We start from the raw sequence: 14,437 nt of genomic DNA, 5'->3' as shown, positions 1-14,437 counted from the left end.
CGGCGTACTGTGGCGTCATGACTGCGGAGACGGACGCCAGCGCCCCGACCGGCCCCGAGAAGGGCACCGAGTCCCACGACCCGGCGGTGCCGGCGGCGTACGCGGCGTTCATGCGGACCGGCTGGGCCGAGGTGGAGCGCGACGTCCCGGCGCACCCGATCCAGCCGTGGGCCGCGGCGCGGCGCGAGCGGCTCGCCGCGGCCTTCCCCGGCGAGCGCCTCGTGCTCCCCGCGGGCTCGTTCAAGCAGCGGTCCAACGACACGGACTACCGCTTCCGCCCCGACACGGCGCACACCTACTTCAGCGGCAACCACACGACCGACGCCGTGCTGGTGCTCACCGACGGGGAGCCGGTGCTCTACGCGCGGCCGCGCTCGGGGCGGGACTCCGACGAGTTCTTCCGCGACCGGCAGTACGGCGCGCTCTGGGCCGGCGAGCGGCCCTCGCTGGCCGAGCTGGAGGCATCGCTGGGCCTCCCGGTCCGCCACCGCGACGACCTCGACGCCGAGCTGCGCCGTGGCGGCAAGACCCGGGTGCTGCGCGGGGTCGACGCCTCGGTCGACGCGACGACGGGCGCGGACGGGGACGCGGCGGCCGACGGCGAGCTCGCCCGGGTGGCCTCCGAGCTCCGGCTCGTCAAGGACGCGTGGGAGGTCGAGGAGCTGCAGGAGGCCTGCGACATCACGACGCTGGGCTTCGAGGACGCGGTGCGCGAGTGGCCGCGGGTGCTGGAGCACGGCGAGCGCTGGCTCGAGGGCACGTTCTTCCGGCGGGCGCGGGCGATGGGCAACGACCTGGGCTACGACTCGATCGTCGGCGCCGGCGCCCACGCCACGACGCTGCACTGGATCGACAACACGGGTCCCGTGCTGCCCGGCCAGCTCGTCCTCCTCGACATGGGCGTGGAGGGTCGCAACCTCTACACGGCCGACGTGACGCGCACGCTCCCGGTCGACGGCCGGTTCACCCCGCTGCAGCGCGACCTCTACGAGCTGGTGCTGACCGCCCAGCAGGCCGGCATCGACACGGTGCGGCCCGGCGTGGCCTTCACCGCGGTCCACCAGGCGGCGATGACCGTGCTCGCCCACGGCCTCGGCGACCTCGGGCTGCTGCCCTGCACGCCGGAGGAGGCGCTGGACCCGGACAGCCGGGTCTACGCGCGCTGGACGCTGCACGGCACGAGCCACATGCTCGGCATGGACGTCCACGACTGCGCCCAGGCGTCGGTCGACGTCTACCCGCGGGGCGACCTCGCCGAGGGCATGTGCCTCACGGTCGAGCCGGGCCTCTACTTCCAGGCCGACGACCTGCTCGTGCCCGAGGAGCTGCGCGGCATCGGCATCCGCATCGAGGACGACGTGCTCGTGACGGCGGACGGCTGCCGCAACCTGTCGGCCGCGCTCCCCCGCACCGTCACCGACGTCGAGGAGTGGATGGGGCGGCTCGTCCCCTGAGCCGACTGCTCACGACGCCGTGAGCACGACCAGGAGCACGAGGGCCAGGAGACCCAGCAGCAGCAGGCCGACGCAGCCGAGGAGCGTGGCCTGCAGTGCCGTGCCGCGCGACCGCACCGTGCCGGGCAGCCCCAGCTCGCCCGCCATGGCGAGGTGGCTCGGTCCGCGGTACTCCAGCGCGAGGTCCGGCCCGGGCGGCAGCACGATCGAGGCGACCCCGACGGTCCCGTTGCGCCAGGCCTGGCTGACCTGCAGCGCGACCGGACGGTCCGCGGGCAGCTCGAAGGCCGAACGGCCCCAGGGCAGCGGGTACGCCGCGCCGTCGACCGTGACGACCGTGGAGGCCGCTGCGAGCATGCCCCGCCGCGTCTCGAGGTGGAGCACCCGCACCGGGCCGCTGGTCCCACGGGCGTAGGGGACGACGGGCGGGACGGCGGAGGCCTTCGGGTCGCGACGCACGGCGCGGTCCTACCCCGCCCGCAGCGTCCCCACCCCGACCGGGGGCGCCGGCTCAGGCGGCGCGGCGGCGCACCGACGCGCAGAAGCGCGCCACGCCGACCTCGGAGGCCAGACCGAGGCGGTGGCGCGTCGAGTCGTCGATCCCGGGCTCGGCGAGGTCGCACAGCACGGACGTGGCCCAGCGCGACCGGCGGGCGACGTCGGGGTGGTCGGCGACGCGGCCGTCGTCGGTCACGACGTCGCAGGCCATCGCGCCCTCCACGCACAGGTCCACCCACCGGGACCGCGTCGTCGCGGCGGGACGCACGAGCTCGTCGACGGCGCGGGCCACCTGCTCGACGAGGAGGACGTGGAGGGCGATGGTGTCCATGCCCCGTCAACGACGCGACGTGCCGGACGTCACCAGGGGCTGGGCTCGTAGTCCTTCACGAAGCAACCGAACAGGTCCTCGCCGGCCTCGCCCCGCACGATCGGGTCGTAGACACGGGCGGCACCGTCGACGAGGTCGAGCGGCGCGTGCCAGCCCTCGGCGGCGATGCGCAGCTTCTCCTGGTGGGGGCGCTCGTCGGTGATCCAGCCCGTGTCGACGGCCGTCATGAGGATCCGGTCGGTCTCGAACATCTCCCCCGCGCTCGTGCGCGTGAGCATGTTGAGCGCCGCCTTGGCCATGTTGGTGTGCGGGTGCCCCGGACCCTTGTAGCGCCGGGAGAACTGGCCCTCCATCGCCGAGACGTTCACGACGTAGGCGCGGCGGGCCCCGCGTCGTACGGCCTCCCGCATCGCGGGACGCAGCCGGCTGATGAGGAGGAACGGCGCGATCGAGTTGCAGAACTGCACCTCGAGGAGCTCCAGGGGGTCGACCTCGTCGACCACCTGGGTCCAGGAGTTGGTGGACTGCAGGTCGGGCAGCAGACCGCCGGCGTCGACGGCCGTGCCAGCCAGGTGCGCCTCGAGCGAGGCGTTGCCGGCCTTGAGCGCGAGCGCGGTCAGCGACGCGGCGTTGTGCATCGCCTGGGCGTGCTCCGCCGACTCGCCCTCGTGGTGGGCGACAGCGACGTCGGCGAGCGCCCCGGCGATCGCGGCGGGGTGGGCCTCGGAGACCCGGTCGAAGGTGACCATCTCGGGCAGCACGCGGTCGGTCGGGAGCGGTGCCGACTCCATCTCGACCAGCTGGGAGTACGCGCCCGGCGAGCGCCGCACCGTCTGGCACGCGTTGTTGACGATGATGTCGAGCGGGCCGCCCGCCGCGACGTCGTCGGCCAGCGCGAGCACCTGGGTGGGATCGCGGAGGTCGATCCCGACGACCTTGAGGCGGTGCAGCCAGTCGTCGGAGTCCTCGAGGGCCGCGAAGCGCCGTACGGCGTCCCGCGGGAACCGCGTCGTGATCGTCAGGTCGGCGCCGTCGCGGAGGAGCCGGAGGGCGATGTACATGCCGATCTTCGCCCGCCCGCCGGTCAGCAGCGCGCGCTTGCCCGTCAGGTCGGTCCGCTGCTCGCGCTTGGCGTGGGACTTCGCGGCGCACGAGGGGCAGAGCCAGTGGTAGAAGGCGTCCACGAGCGTGAAGTCCTGCTTGCAGATGTAGCAGCCGCGCGCCGTGATGAGCTCGCCCGCGAAGGCGCCCGGCGCGGTCGACACGAGCGGGATCCCCGCGGTCTCGTCGTCGATCCGCATGCGCGAGCCCGTCGCGGTGCGCTCGATGATCTCCTGGTCGTGCGACTGCCGCTCCATGCGGATCTCGGCGCGGCGGGTCTTCTTGATGAGCTTGTACATGTACGACGCGGCGCGCTTCACCGTCGTCACGTCCGGGTGGTCCGGGTGCAGCGCCGAGACCTCCTGCAGCACGCGGAGCGTCGTGGCGAGGTCGGCGGGGTCGATGCCGTCCGGGGTGGGACCGGGGGTGGAGGCGGGTCCAGCGGGGTCGATCACCGGTCGATGGTAGGCGGACCCGCGGCGTACCGCGGAAACGTCAGGTCGGCCTCGACCCGCCCACGAGCGACCCCCGCCTCAGCCGGTCGGTCGCGGCCACGCAGGTCACGAGCCGGTCGCCCTCGTCCCAGGACTGCCGGGAGGGCCAGTAGAAGGTGATCCACAGGTCCGCAGGCGCGGCGTCGGGGGCCACGTTGTCGTCGAAGGCCGACCAGCACCGATCCTCGAGGTCGAGGAAGAACGACTCGTTCTGGCGCGGGAGACGATCACCCGTCAGCTCGAACTCGCCCACGACCTCCAGCGGGTGGCGGTCGGCGCAGTCCACCACGTCGACCTCCCAGCTGCTCCCGATGTCGCCGTCCCCCTCGTACGGGCCGTCGAAGAAGCAGTCCCCCACGGCCAGGTCCTCGACCCACACCGCCGTGGAGTCGAGCTCGTCGACGAACCAGGGGTCGCTCGCGTCGACGTCCTCCATCGTGGTGCCGGCGTTCGGGCTGCTGAGGGCGTCGTCGACGAGCATGAGGCCCACACCGAGCGCGGCAGCGGCCACGGCGATGCCGACCACGACGGCGAGGCCCGTGCCCGAGGTGCGGCGGGGCGGCACCGGCCCGCCCCAGGGCACGGGGTACGGCGCGGGCACGGGGTACGGCGACGCCGGGGGCGCGACGTGTGGCGGCGGGGTGGCGCTGGGCTCGACCTGCGGGTAGGGAGCGGGCCCCGGCCGCAGGAACTGCTCGGGCGGCGGCCCGGGCGGGACGTCGTGGTCGCCCACGTCAGCCGGCCTCGACCGCGCGCAGGGAGCCGGACGTGAGGCCCTCGCTGGACGCGAAGCAGGCGATGGCGCGCTCGCCCGCGTCCCACGCTTCCTCCGACGGGGGGACGAAGGCCGCGTAGGTCTCCTCCGCGTCCCAGTAGCCCGCGTCGCCGGCGTAGTCGTAGAACGCGTCGTCGCACGCGTCCCACGCGAAGTCGAGGAACGGGTCGCTGTCCCAGCCGTCCTCGGCGATGCGGTCCGGGACGGTGATCGACCCCACCATCTCGGCGTCGTGGACGTCCGCGCAGTCGACGGTGGCGAGCACCGTCGGGAGGTGCTCCCCCGTCCACAGCACCTGGTTCAGGGCGGGGTCGAGCACGCAGGCGCCCGTCGCGAGGTCGGCGACGGGCACGTCCTCGGCGAGGAGCTCGACCGCCGCCCGCTCGTCCTCGTCGTCCAGCTCGGAGAGCACCTCGGTGTCGGAGTAGGCGCCGCCGGGGCCCATCGCCGCGAAGAGGTCCCCCCGCAGGTCGTCGATCTCGTCGCCCAGCTCCGCGACCCGGGCAGCCGTGTCGGGGTCGGCGGACCCGTCGCGGTCCCCTGCCCACACGGCGACGCCGATGCCGGTCCCGGCCGCCATCCAGAGCGTGCCGACGACGACGGCGGCGACGGACATGCCCCAGCGCGGCCGCACCCGCGGTCCGGCGGCCATGCCGACGGCGCCGAGCACGACGCCGAGCGCGTTGGTGACGCCGAGCGGCAGGCACGCGAGGGCGAGCGCGGCGGAGGCCAGGCGGCTCCCGTCCCCGGCGGGGGCGTGCGGCGACGGGCCGTCCGTCGGGAGCGACGGGGGCGGCGGGGCCAGGTGCTGGGGAGCGAGCGATCCCACCGGGTACGACGGGGGGTGGGGTGCGGCGTACGGGCCCGGCTCCCCGGGGTAGGGGGTGGGCGGTTGGTCGGACACGTGCACTGCTCCCTCGTCGACGCCCGGCGGTGCGGACGCTGCTGCTGTTCTCGGCGAGCATCCTCCCAGTCGCTGGCCGACGGCACAGCCGATCGGAGCAGACGACCCCTACAATCTCCCCGGAGACCGCGGCCGTGCCGCGGGTCGCCACGCCTCCGTAGCTCAGCTGGATAGAGCAGCGGCCTTCTAATCCGCCGGTCGCAGGTTCGAATCCTGCCGGGGGCACCCTCCAGCTCCGTGCGACACAGGTCACACCGCACCGCTCCGTTTCGTTTGGCTCGGACGAAGGTAAAGACTCCCCGGCGCCGCGGGGAGGCGGTGCCTCCCCGACAGAAGTGGAGCACCCCCATGCGTCACCGCCGCAAGCTGGCCGCCGTCGCGGTCGCGACCGTCCTCACCGCCGCCCTCAGCGCCTGCGGGAGCGACGACGCGGACGACTCGACCGAGGACGAGACCAGCGAGTCGACCCCGTCGCCCTCCGAGGACGAGACCAGCGACGACGAGTCCGACGACACCGAGACGGACGACGCCGACGACGAGAGCGACACCCCGGCGGCGTTCGACGGCGAGCTGACGGAGCCGGGCTCCGACCTGGCCCTCGGTGACACCGCCACCGTGCCGTTCGACTACGCCGGCAACGACGGCGTCATCGAGATCACCGTCGTCGAGATCCGCGAGGGCGACCCGGCGGACGTGGCCGACGTCGACGGCGCGGACGGGATGACGCCGTACCACGTGACCTACGAGGTGACCGGGGTCGAGAACCCCGAGGGCCTCGGCGGCATGGTCATCAGCCTCGACGGCCTCACCGCGGACGGCAACGGCGCCTCGCAGCTCATCAACTTCGGCAGCGGCGTCGGTGGCTGCGACGAGGAGAGCCCCGACTCCGACTGGGACGGCGCGACGTTCGAGACCTGCGACACCTTCGTCTCCGACCAGGCCGTCACGCAGGTCGCGTTCGCCGAGGGCGACGACTACAGCCTGTGGGACGACACGCAGGTCACCTGGTCCTGACCCCTCCTCGAGACGCCCTCGCCCGTCCGGGCGGGGGCGTCTTGTGCTGTCCGGGCACGATCGAGCCATGGACGACCACCAGCGGCCCGACGGCGTCTCGGACGCCACCGTCAGCGCACTCGGCAAGCTGTCCGAGGCCCTCGAGGCGGTGGAGGTGGCGCGCGGTCACCTCTACACCTTCCACCGGCTCTCCGGCACCGCCGACCTGACCGTCGGCCAAGCCGTCGACGAGCTGCGGGAGGCCGGCCACGGCGAGCTGGCGGACCGGGTCGAGCGGGAGGTCGTCGGCCGCAACCTGCTCCACGGACGTTGGTCGTTCCAGATCGTGGAGGAGTACGACGACGGCTACTACGCCACCTTCCGCCGCATCGAGAAGGAGGCGCGCGACGAGCTCGTCGAGGGCCGTCGCCACCTCTTCGAGGCGGAGATGAAGGAGGACCGGCGCACGCACGGCCACCCCGGCCACGAGCAGCACCCGTGACGCTGGCCCGCCACGCGCTGCGCGTGGTGCTCGGCGTCTTCCTCGTCGCCGCCGGCGTGCTGCACCTGACGTCGCTCCGCGCGGAGTTCCAGGCCCAGGTGCCGTCGTGGTTCCCCGCCGACGCGGACCTCGTGGTGGTCGTCTCCGGCGTCGTCGAGATCGCGCTCGGACTGGCCCTGCTGCTGACACCGGCCCGTCAGCGCCGCCTCGTCGGCCTCGTGGTGGCGGTGTTCTTCGTGGCGGTGTTCCCGGGCAACGTGGCCCAGTACGTCGAGGGCACGTCCGCGTTCGGCCTCGACACCGACGGCGCCCGGCTGACGCGACTGTTCTTCCAGCCGGTGCTCGTGGTCGCGGCGTTGTGGGCGTGCGGGTGGTTCGACCCGCGTGGCGCCGAGCTGTCACGTACGCCGCGGTGAGTGCGTCGAGGTTGGTCGTATGGCGCGGCAGGCGCGTCGCGTTTGGTCGTATGGCGCGGGTCGGGGGGTGTCGAGTTGTCATGTACGCCGTGGCGCGAGTGAGGACACGTCGCTGTGTACGTGACAACTCGGTGCCGGCCTCGGGTTGGTCGTCCACAGGTCACCATTCAGAGGTGGTGATCGTATGTCTGTTCGACTAGGGTCGGGGGCATGGATCGGGGGACCCACACCACAGCGACCGCGTTGATCAACGCGGTCCGCGAGCGCACGGCTGCTGCGCGTGTGGCGGAGGCTGATGCGTTCGTCGCGGTGGGTGACTGGGCTGCGGCGCACACCGCGGACGAGGTGGTGGGTGATCCGATCACGACGCTGGGCGAGTGGGACGCCGAGGCTCTGGCTGGGGATCAGTTCCTCGAGCTGGGTGGACCGGGGGCGCCGGTGGTGGCGGAGTTCTGCATCGGCGAGGTCGCGGCCGCCCGGGGATGTTCGTTCGATGCGGCCCGTCGGCTGGTGGGCGATGCGGTGGAGCTGCGCTGGCGGCTGCCGCGGGTGCATGCGCGGGTGGCTGCGGGTGAGGTCGACGTGTGGCGGGGCCGGCGGATCGCCCAAGCCACGCGGACGTTGACGTTCGACGCGGCGGGGTTCGTCGACCGGCACATTGCGTACGTCGCGGGCAAGGCCACCGGTCCCGAGGTCGACCGGCTGGTGGCGGAGGCCGCGACGCGGTTCGACCCCGAGACCACCGAGGCCGAACGGCATGCGGCTGACGGGGATCGGTACCTGGCGATCGACCTGGGCGAGGTCGGTTATGCGGACCCGTTGACCGGGACGCTGCGCGGCACGGTGAACGTCCACGGCTCCCTGGATCTGGCTGATGCGCTCGACCTGGAGCGGAGCATCGCGCACGTCGCCCGGCAGTTGGGCGAGCTCGGCTGCGACCCGAACCTCGACATCCGCCGCTCGATGGCCCTCGGTGAGATCGCACGGCGCTGCGACGGGGTGACGACGTTGGAGTACGACGCGGGTGAAGCGACGACCGAGACCGAGCCGCGACCGGTGCACCGGGCGCGGCGCGAGGTGGTGCTGTTCGTGCACCTCGACCAGGCGGCGATCACCGGCACCCTCAACGGGATCGGTCCCGGGATCGATGCCTGCACCGGCATGACGGGCATCGACCTCGCCCGCCTTGACACCCCAGGCGCGCCCCGCGGGGCCGTGACGGTCGAGCAGGTCCAGTCCTGGTGCGGATTGCCCGACACCCGAGTGACGGTCAAGCCGATCATCGACCTCACCAAGCACGAGGCCGTGAACGGCTACAACCCGCCCGACCGGATCGCCGACCACGTCAGAGCCCGCTGGCCCAGGTGCGTCTTCCCCTACTGCACCCGCAGCTCACGCACCGCCGACCTCGACCACTGCCACCCCTACGACCCGCAAGGCCCACCCGGCCAGACCTCCACCCGGAACCTGTTCCCGCTCTGCCGACGCCACCACCGCATGAAGACCCACCGCGAGATGGCAACAGGGAAACGGTGGACCTACCGGCCCACCGACCCCAGCGCCGGAGAGCTGCCCAACGCCGTCATCTGGACCAGCCCGCTGGGCCTGCGCTACCTCGTCGACCGCGACGGCACCCGACCGTGGCCGCCACCGGGTCCAGGTCGCGAGCCCGACAACACCTGACGAAGACCGACCCAGCGCCACCCGCCGCCCGCCCACGCCCGTGGCCGGGCGGCGCAGCATGCCCCGACGCACCCAGCCAGATGGTCAGGCCCGAAGACGTCATGCGCGACGATCGCCCGGGCCGCCGCTTCGCATGACGTCCGGCGACCGGGCTCGGGGACGTCATGCGCTCCGGTCGCCGAGCGCACCGCCTCGCATGACGTCCGACGAGGGGCATGTGCCCGACGGGCCCAGCCAGGCCCGACCGGCCCGACCGGCCCGACCGGCCCGACCGGCCCGACCGGCCCGATCCGCCGGCGCCCGTCACTGGCCGTGCGTCGAGGCGTCGGCGTAGTCGGTGTAGGTGTACGGGTTGTCGAGGATCTTCGACTCCGGCACGTCGGGGTTCATCCCCGCGATCCACTCCTCCTCGCCGAGCGTGGCGCGCAGGTGCTCGACCGTCGCACCGACGGCCTCGCGCGCGGCGCCGAGGTCGATCCCGACGAGCTCGTGCTCGTGCTTCACGACCCGGCCGTCGACGAGCACGGTGTGCACGTCGCCGCGCTGCGCCTGGAAGACGACGTGGCCGTAGGGGTTGAGCAGGGGGAACATCGCCGGCGAGCGGTCGTTCTTGACGAGGACGAGGTCGGCGCGCTTGCCGACCTCGATGCTGCCGACGACGTGGTCGAGCCCGAGGGCCTTGGCGCCGCCGATGGTCGCCCACTCGACGACCTCCCGTGCGCGGAGCCCGACGTGGGTCACCGTCTCCCCGCGGGCGTGGGCCTCGTGGTGCTCGCGCGTGCGGTCGGACGACAGCGTGGACCGCATGGCGGCGAACGCGTCGGCGCTCCACCAGACGCTGGTGTCGACGGAGAGCGAGACGTCGATGCCGTGCCGTCGGAGGTTCCAGCTCGACGGGTAGCCCTGACCGCAGCTGGCCTCGCTCTCGGCCGAGACCGAGGCTGTGCCTCCGGTCGCCGCGATCCGCTGGTAGGAGTCGTCGGACAGCGTGGCCGCGTGGACGTAGACCGTCTCGGGCGTCATGAAGCCGTGCTCGTGCATGAGGCGGATGCCGTCGTCGTTGGTCGCGCCCCAGACGCCGGCGTGGGTCGTCACCGCGGCGCCGAGGTCGCGTGCCGCCTCGAAGGCCGCCTTCTCGGGGAAGGCCGGGTCGCCGGTCACGTCGAACGCGAGCTGGAAGCCGAGCATGTCGGTGCGCGGCATGCGGCGCTCCACGAAGCTGCGGAAGTCGGCCGACTGCGTCCACTCCCACGGCGCGGCGTGGATGTTGCCGTAGGCGAGGACGAAGCGCCCCGGCACCGCCTCCAGGGCGTCGACCGCTGCGTCCGCGTGGTCGACGGTGGAGAGCCCGTGCGACCAGTCGACCGTCGTGGTGACGCCGGCGTCGAGCGCCTCCACACCGCTCAGCAGGTTGCCGGCGAAGATGTCCTGGGGCCGGAACTTGATGCCGTGCTCGAGGTAGTTCCACACGAAGTACTGCGTGAGGGTCCAGTCCGCGCCGTACCCGCGCATCGCGGTCTGCCACATGTGCCGGTGGGTGTCGACCATCCCGGGCATGAGGATGCCGCCGGCGGCGTCGATCTCGGCGGTGCCCTCGGGGACCGCGAGGTCCGGGCCGATGGCCTCGATGGTCGTGCCGACGACGAGGACGTCGGTGCCCTCGAGCACGCGACGCCCGGTGTCCATCGTGAGCACGAGCGCGTTGCGGAACACGACCGCCGGCGCTGACGCGACGGCGGAGGTGGCTGCGGACTGGGTCATGGGGGTGCCTCTCTGGCGGAGCGTGGGACGGGTGGCGGTGGCCGACCGACCGGACCGACCGACCGGCCGGACCGGACCGACCGACCGGCCGGCCGGACCGGACGACCGGACGACCGGGCTCAGGTCGTGATGTCGGGGTACGGCTGCGTGACGTGCGCGAGGCGCGCGGCGTAGTCGAGCTGCATGGCGAGCGGCTCCGGGTGGTCGCGCTCGAACATCGCGATCCAGAGCGTGAGGGTGAGGAACGGGTGCGCGCCCATCTCGAAGAGCGCCACGTGGTCGTGCCCCACGAGCGCCTCCCGCTCCGCGTCGGTGAACGACAGCCAGGTCGTGCGCTCGGCGTCGATCGCGTTGAGCAGCGTGCCGGCCATCTCGACTTCCCACCAGGCGACCGTGCCGGCAGGGTCGGTCCGGTAGCGCTCCGTGAGGTCGTGGTCGCGGTCGACCGTGTAGAGGAACTTGTTGACGAGGTACTTGCTCACGCCGTCGCTCCGATCGTGGGGACACCGCCGAGCGGCGGGTCGACCAGGTGGGGGTTCGGGTACCAGGTGAAGTAGGCCTCCATCGTGTGGAAGAGGCTCAGGTGGTCGGCGTGATCGGCCTTCTCGTGGCCCGCGACGCCCATCATCAACATGAAGTCCATGAACCCGTGGGTGGCGTTGCCGGGGGCGTGGAGGCTGTCGAGCGTCACCTCGCGCAGGCAGCCGTCGATGTCGCCGTTGCTGATCCACTCGACGGCGCGGTGGTCGAACTCCGGGTCGGGTCCCGTCGGACCGAACTGGCGCGGCCCGCCGAGCTCGAGCGACAGGTGGCCCGAGCCGATGACCGCCACGCGCAGGTGGCTCGGCCAGGCGTCGATGATCTCGCGGATCGTGCGCCCGAGCTGCACGAAGCGCTCGGGCTTCGGCAGCGGCGGGGCGAAGATGTTGGTGTAGATCGGCACGATCGGCAGGTCCGCCTCGGGGCGCACCGTCAGGATCGGGCAGGTCACGGAGTGGTCGATGCGCAGCTCGTTGGAGAACGCCAGGTCGAAGCCGCGATCGAGCCCCTCGCGGAGCATGTACGCCGAGAGCTCCTCGTCGCCCTTCAGCAGGAGCTTCGGCATGCCGAACTCCCGGATCTCGTTCTCCCAGTTCGCGTCGTAGAACGGCGCCTTGCCGACGAGGAACTGCGGCATGTTGTCGAGCCAGAGCTGGTGGAAGTGGTCGGAGCCGACCATCACGAGCACGTCGGGCCGTGCCCGCGTGAGGGTCTCCCGGTAGGTGGCGATCTTGGAGATCCACTCCTCCGCGAACGGAGGCCGCTCCTCGGGGGGCAGCTGGCTGGTGCGGTAGTAGAACGGGTGGTGCGTGGTGGCGAGCACCGCGACGAGGTCGGCCATCGGGGGTCCTCCGGTTCGGACGGCAGGCGGATCGAGACGCGTTCGGGTGGGGTCGGCTGGTCAGGCAGGACGGGCGGTACGGCGGGTGGCCCGGCGGGCGCTCCCCCGCCGGCAGGCGCTCACCCGGTGCTGCCTCCGGCCTCCTCCTGCCGCGCCAGCGCCTCCGCGGGCGGCACGAAGACGGCGTTGTGCTCGACCGCGAGGTAGGTGTCCATGCCGACGGGCATGCGCAGCTCCTCGGCGAGCTGGCCCAGCAGGCCCGCGGCGCGGGCGAGGAGCGCGAACCCTCGGAGGAGCTGCATCGGCAGGCCGAGGTCCGCGAGGGCGGCGCCGACGACCCCGGCTCCGTTGAGCACCAGGCGGCGGCCGATGAGCTCGGGGTGCACCCGGCCGATGGCCTCGAAGAGGGCCAGGTGCGCGCCGTACACCTGTTCCTCGGTCGCGATGCGCACGAGCGCCGGGGTGCGGGGATCGAGCTCCTTGTGCACCGGGTGGCCGAGGCCGGGGATCGTGCGGCGCTCCGCCCGGGCCGCGCGCACGACCTCACGGGCGACGTCGTCCCAGCCCGCAGTGTCCGTGGGCAGGTCGTCGAGGCCCTCGATGACGCCGTGCAGGAACTGGCCCGCGTCCTCCGTGACGCCCAGGAAGCGGGAGCCGCCGCCGAGCAGGCCGGCCGCCATGGCGCCCTGGACCGAGTCGGGGGCACTGAGGAAGGTGAGCCGCGCCGCGATGGCGGTCGGCGTGAACCCGTGGTCGGCGAGCGCGAGGAGGCAGGCGTCGAGCATCCGCACCTGTCCCGGCGTGGGGGTGCGCAGCGTGACCATGCGGTAGACGAGCTCGGTGAGGCTCACCGAGCCCATCAGGTCGGTGGCGAGGTCCTCCCCCAGCAGGGTGATGCTCGAGGTGGTGGACATCCCGAGCGAGGTCGGGAAGCGGAGGTCGTCGCTCATCGGTCCCCCTCCGTCCCGACGGGGGCCTGCTCGGACAGCCACGCCCGCACCTCGGCGCCCTGCTGTCCGACGGTGGGCGGCGGCAGGTCGTAGCGGACGCCCGACCGCGAGAACGTGATGGGGTTCCGCACGAGCGGCACGGCGTCGGCGCCCTCCCCGACCTCGACGACCGGCTCCAGGCCGAGCCCGGTGGCGAACGCGACGCCCTCGTCCACGGTGTTGATCGGTCCGGAGGCGACGCCGGCGGCCGACAGGGCCTCGAACCACTCGGCCTTCGTGCGCTTCGCCAGCAGCTCGACGAGGAGCGGACGCAGCTCCTCGCGGTGCGCGGTGCGGTCCTCGTTGTGCGCGAAGCGTGGGTCCTCGACGAGCTCGGGCGCCCCCAGCACGGTGGCGAGCGCCGCGAACTGCCGGTCGTTGCCGGCGATGATGATGATGTCGCCGTCAGCCGCGGGGAGCGGCTCGTAGGGGAAGAGCGACGGGTGGGCGTTGCCCATCCGGAACGGCACGGCACCGCCCGCCACGAACGCCCCGGTCTGGTTGACCAGCCCCGAGAGGGCGGAGGACATGAGGTTGACCTCCACGTGCTGGCCACGTCCCGAGGTCTGGCGCTCGTTGAGCGCCGCGAGCACCCCGACGAGTGCGTGCATCCCGGTCATCACGTCGAAGACGGAGATGCCGGCCCGGTACGGCTGCCCCTCGGGGTCGCCCGTGAGGCTCATGAGGCCCGACATGGCCTGGACCATGAGGTCGTACCCCGGCAGGTGCGCGCCGCCGCCCGAGCCGAAGCCGCTGATGGAGGCGTAGACGAGTCCTGCGTTCTCCGCGCTGACGCTGGCGTAGTCGAGGCCGTACTTGGCGAGGCCACCCGGGCGGAAGTTCTCGACGAGCACGTCGGCACGGCGGGCGAGGTCGCGGGCGACCTCCACGTCGGCGGGGTCCTTGAGGTCGAGGGCGATGGACTTCTTGTTGCGGTTGACGCTCAGGTAGTAGGTCGAGACGTCGTCCCGCACCGGCGGCACCCAGGTGCGGGTGTCGTCGCCGGCCGGGCCCTCGACCTTGATCACCTCGGCCCCGAGGTCCGCCAGCAGCATCGTGGCGTAGGGACCCGCGAGGATCCGCGAGAAGTCGGCGACGAGCAGCCCGCTGAGCGGCCCGTCAGTGCGCGTGGTCATGAACCAGAACCCTTCGTGT

General features: G+C 72.8%; 15 protein-coding genes and 1 tRNA gene. 6 read left to right on the top strand and 10 right to left on the bottom strand.

The features are described from left to right. Nucleotides 1–17: 17 nt before the first annotated feature. On the top strand, nucleotides 18–1,454 hold the full coding sequence (locus tag G3T38_RS10915) for an aminopeptidase P family protein (RefSeq protein WP_163772315.1): 1,437 nt from the start codon (nucleotides 18–20) through the stop codon (nucleotides 1,452–1,454). A gap of 9 nt (nucleotides 1,455–1,463) precedes the next feature. On the opposite strand, the gene G3T38_RS10910 is transcribed toward G3T38_RS10915, so the two are convergent. Genes G3T38_RS10910 through G3T38_RS22650 form a run of 5 tightly spaced genes read right to left on the bottom strand, consistent with a single transcriptional unit; the run spans nucleotide 1,464 to nucleotide 5,557 of the window. After that, the gene (locus tag G3T38_RS10910) at nucleotides 1,464–1,913 is read right to left on the bottom strand and encodes a hypothetical protein (protein ID WP_163772314.1); all 450 of its coding nucleotides are present in this window, start codon (nucleotides 1,911–1,913) and stop codon (nucleotides 1,464–1,466) included. 52 nt (nucleotides 1,914–1,965) lie between these two features. Continuing rightward, the gene (locus tag G3T38_RS10905) at nucleotides 1,966–2,283 is read right to left on the bottom strand and encodes a hypothetical protein (RefSeq protein WP_163772313.1); all 318 of its coding nucleotides are present in this window, start codon (nucleotides 2,281–2,283) and stop codon (nucleotides 1,966–1,968) included. A gap of 29 nt (nucleotides 2,284–2,312) precedes the next feature. Further along, a complete protein-coding gene (locus tag G3T38_RS10900) occupies nucleotides 2,313–3,839 on the bottom strand; it encodes an SDR family NAD(P)-dependent oxidoreductase (RefSeq protein ID WP_163772312.1) in 1,527 nt (508 codons plus the stop codon). Nucleotides 3,840–3,879: 40 nt separating this feature from the next. Then, nucleotides 3,880–4,611, bottom strand: a complete 732-nt coding sequence (locus tag G3T38_RS22655; protein ID WP_163772311.1) for a septum formation family protein — start codon at nucleotides 4,609–4,611, stop codon at nucleotides 3,880–3,882. 1 nt (nucleotide 4,612) lies between these two features. Continuing rightward, nucleotides 4,613–5,557 (bottom strand): septum formation family protein, encoded by a 945-nt coding sequence (locus G3T38_RS22650; RefSeq protein ID WP_163772310.1) that lies wholly within the window; start codon nucleotides 5,555–5,557, stop codon nucleotides 4,613–4,615. A gap of 151 nt (nucleotides 5,558–5,708) precedes the next feature. Here G3T38_RS22650 and G3T38_RS10885 point away from each other — a divergent pair. The 5 genes from G3T38_RS10885 (at nucleotide 5,709) to G3T38_RS10865 (ending at nucleotide 9,151) form a co-directional block, all read left to right on the top strand. Next, nucleotides 5,709–5,782: transfer RNA gene (locus G3T38_RS10885), tRNA-Arg, on the top strand. A 123-nt stretch (nucleotides 5,783–5,905) separates the two neighbouring features. Continuing rightward, nucleotides 5,906–6,571, top strand: a complete 666-nt coding sequence (locus G3T38_RS10880) for a hypothetical protein (RefSeq protein WP_163772309.1) — start codon at nucleotides 5,906–5,908, stop codon at nucleotides 6,569–6,571. Between the two features lie 67 nt (nucleotides 6,572–6,638). After that, a complete protein-coding gene (locus G3T38_RS10875; RefSeq protein ID WP_163772308.1) occupies nucleotides 6,639–7,052 on the top strand; it encodes a hypothetical protein in 414 nt (137 codons plus the stop codon). Beyond that, nucleotides 7,049–7,468: a DoxX family protein gene (locus G3T38_RS10870; protein ID WP_338037595.1), complete on the top strand. Its 420-nt coding sequence runs from the start codon at nucleotides 7,049–7,051 to the stop codon at nucleotides 7,466–7,468. The genes G3T38_RS10875 and G3T38_RS10870 overlap by 4 nt, the downstream gene beginning before the upstream one ends. Nucleotides 7,469–7,678: 210 nt before the next feature. Then, nucleotides 7,679–9,151 (top strand): HNH endonuclease signature motif containing protein, encoded by a 1,473-nt coding sequence (locus G3T38_RS10865; RefSeq protein ID WP_163772307.1) that lies wholly within the window; start codon nucleotides 7,679–7,681, stop codon nucleotides 9,149–9,151. A gap of 303 nt (nucleotides 9,152–9,454) precedes the next feature. Here G3T38_RS10865 and G3T38_RS10860 read toward each other — a convergent pair whose 3' ends face one another. From G3T38_RS10860 to G3T38_RS10840, 5 genes are all read right to left on the bottom strand, one after another. Beyond that, nucleotides 9,455–10,912 (bottom strand): amidohydrolase family protein, encoded by a 1,458-nt coding sequence (locus G3T38_RS10860; RefSeq protein ID WP_163772306.1) that lies wholly within the window; start codon nucleotides 10,910–10,912, stop codon nucleotides 9,455–9,457. 119 nt (nucleotides 10,913–11,031) lie between these two features. Then, on the bottom strand, nucleotides 11,032–11,394 hold the full coding sequence (locus G3T38_RS10855) for a hypothetical protein (RefSeq protein WP_163772305.1): 363 nt from the start codon (nucleotides 11,392–11,394) through the stop codon (nucleotides 11,032–11,034). Beyond that, the gene (locus G3T38_RS10850; protein ID WP_163772304.1) at nucleotides 11,391–12,293 is read right to left on the bottom strand and encodes a DODA-type extradiol aromatic ring-opening family dioxygenase; all 903 of its coding nucleotides are present in this window, start codon (nucleotides 12,291–12,293) and stop codon (nucleotides 11,391–11,393) included. Before G3T38_RS10850 ends, G3T38_RS10855 begins: the two co-directional genes overlap by 4 nt. Before the next feature lie 119 nt (nucleotides 12,294–12,412). After that, nucleotides 12,413–13,243, bottom strand: a complete 831-nt coding sequence (locus G3T38_RS10845) for a citryl-CoA lyase (protein WP_163772303.1) — start codon at nucleotides 13,241–13,243, stop codon at nucleotides 12,413–12,415. Then, nucleotides 13,240–14,418, bottom strand: coding sequence for a CaiB/BaiF CoA transferase family protein (locus tag G3T38_RS10840; RefSeq protein WP_163772302.1), 1,179 nt, complete (start codon nucleotides 14,416–14,418; stop codon nucleotides 13,240–13,242). Before G3T38_RS10840 ends, G3T38_RS10845 begins: the two co-directional genes overlap by 4 nt. Between the last annotated feature and the right edge of the window lie 19 nt (nucleotides 14,419–14,437).

Origin of the sequence: Nocardioides zeae (genome assembly GCF_010686755.1) — a bacterium.
GTDB classification, from domain to species: domain Bacteria; phylum Actinomycetota; class Actinomycetes; order Propionibacteriales; family Nocardioidaceae; genus Nocardioides; species Nocardioides zeae.
Note: the sequence above shows the minus strand (reverse complement) of the source record. Positions and strands in the feature narration are given on the sequence as shown.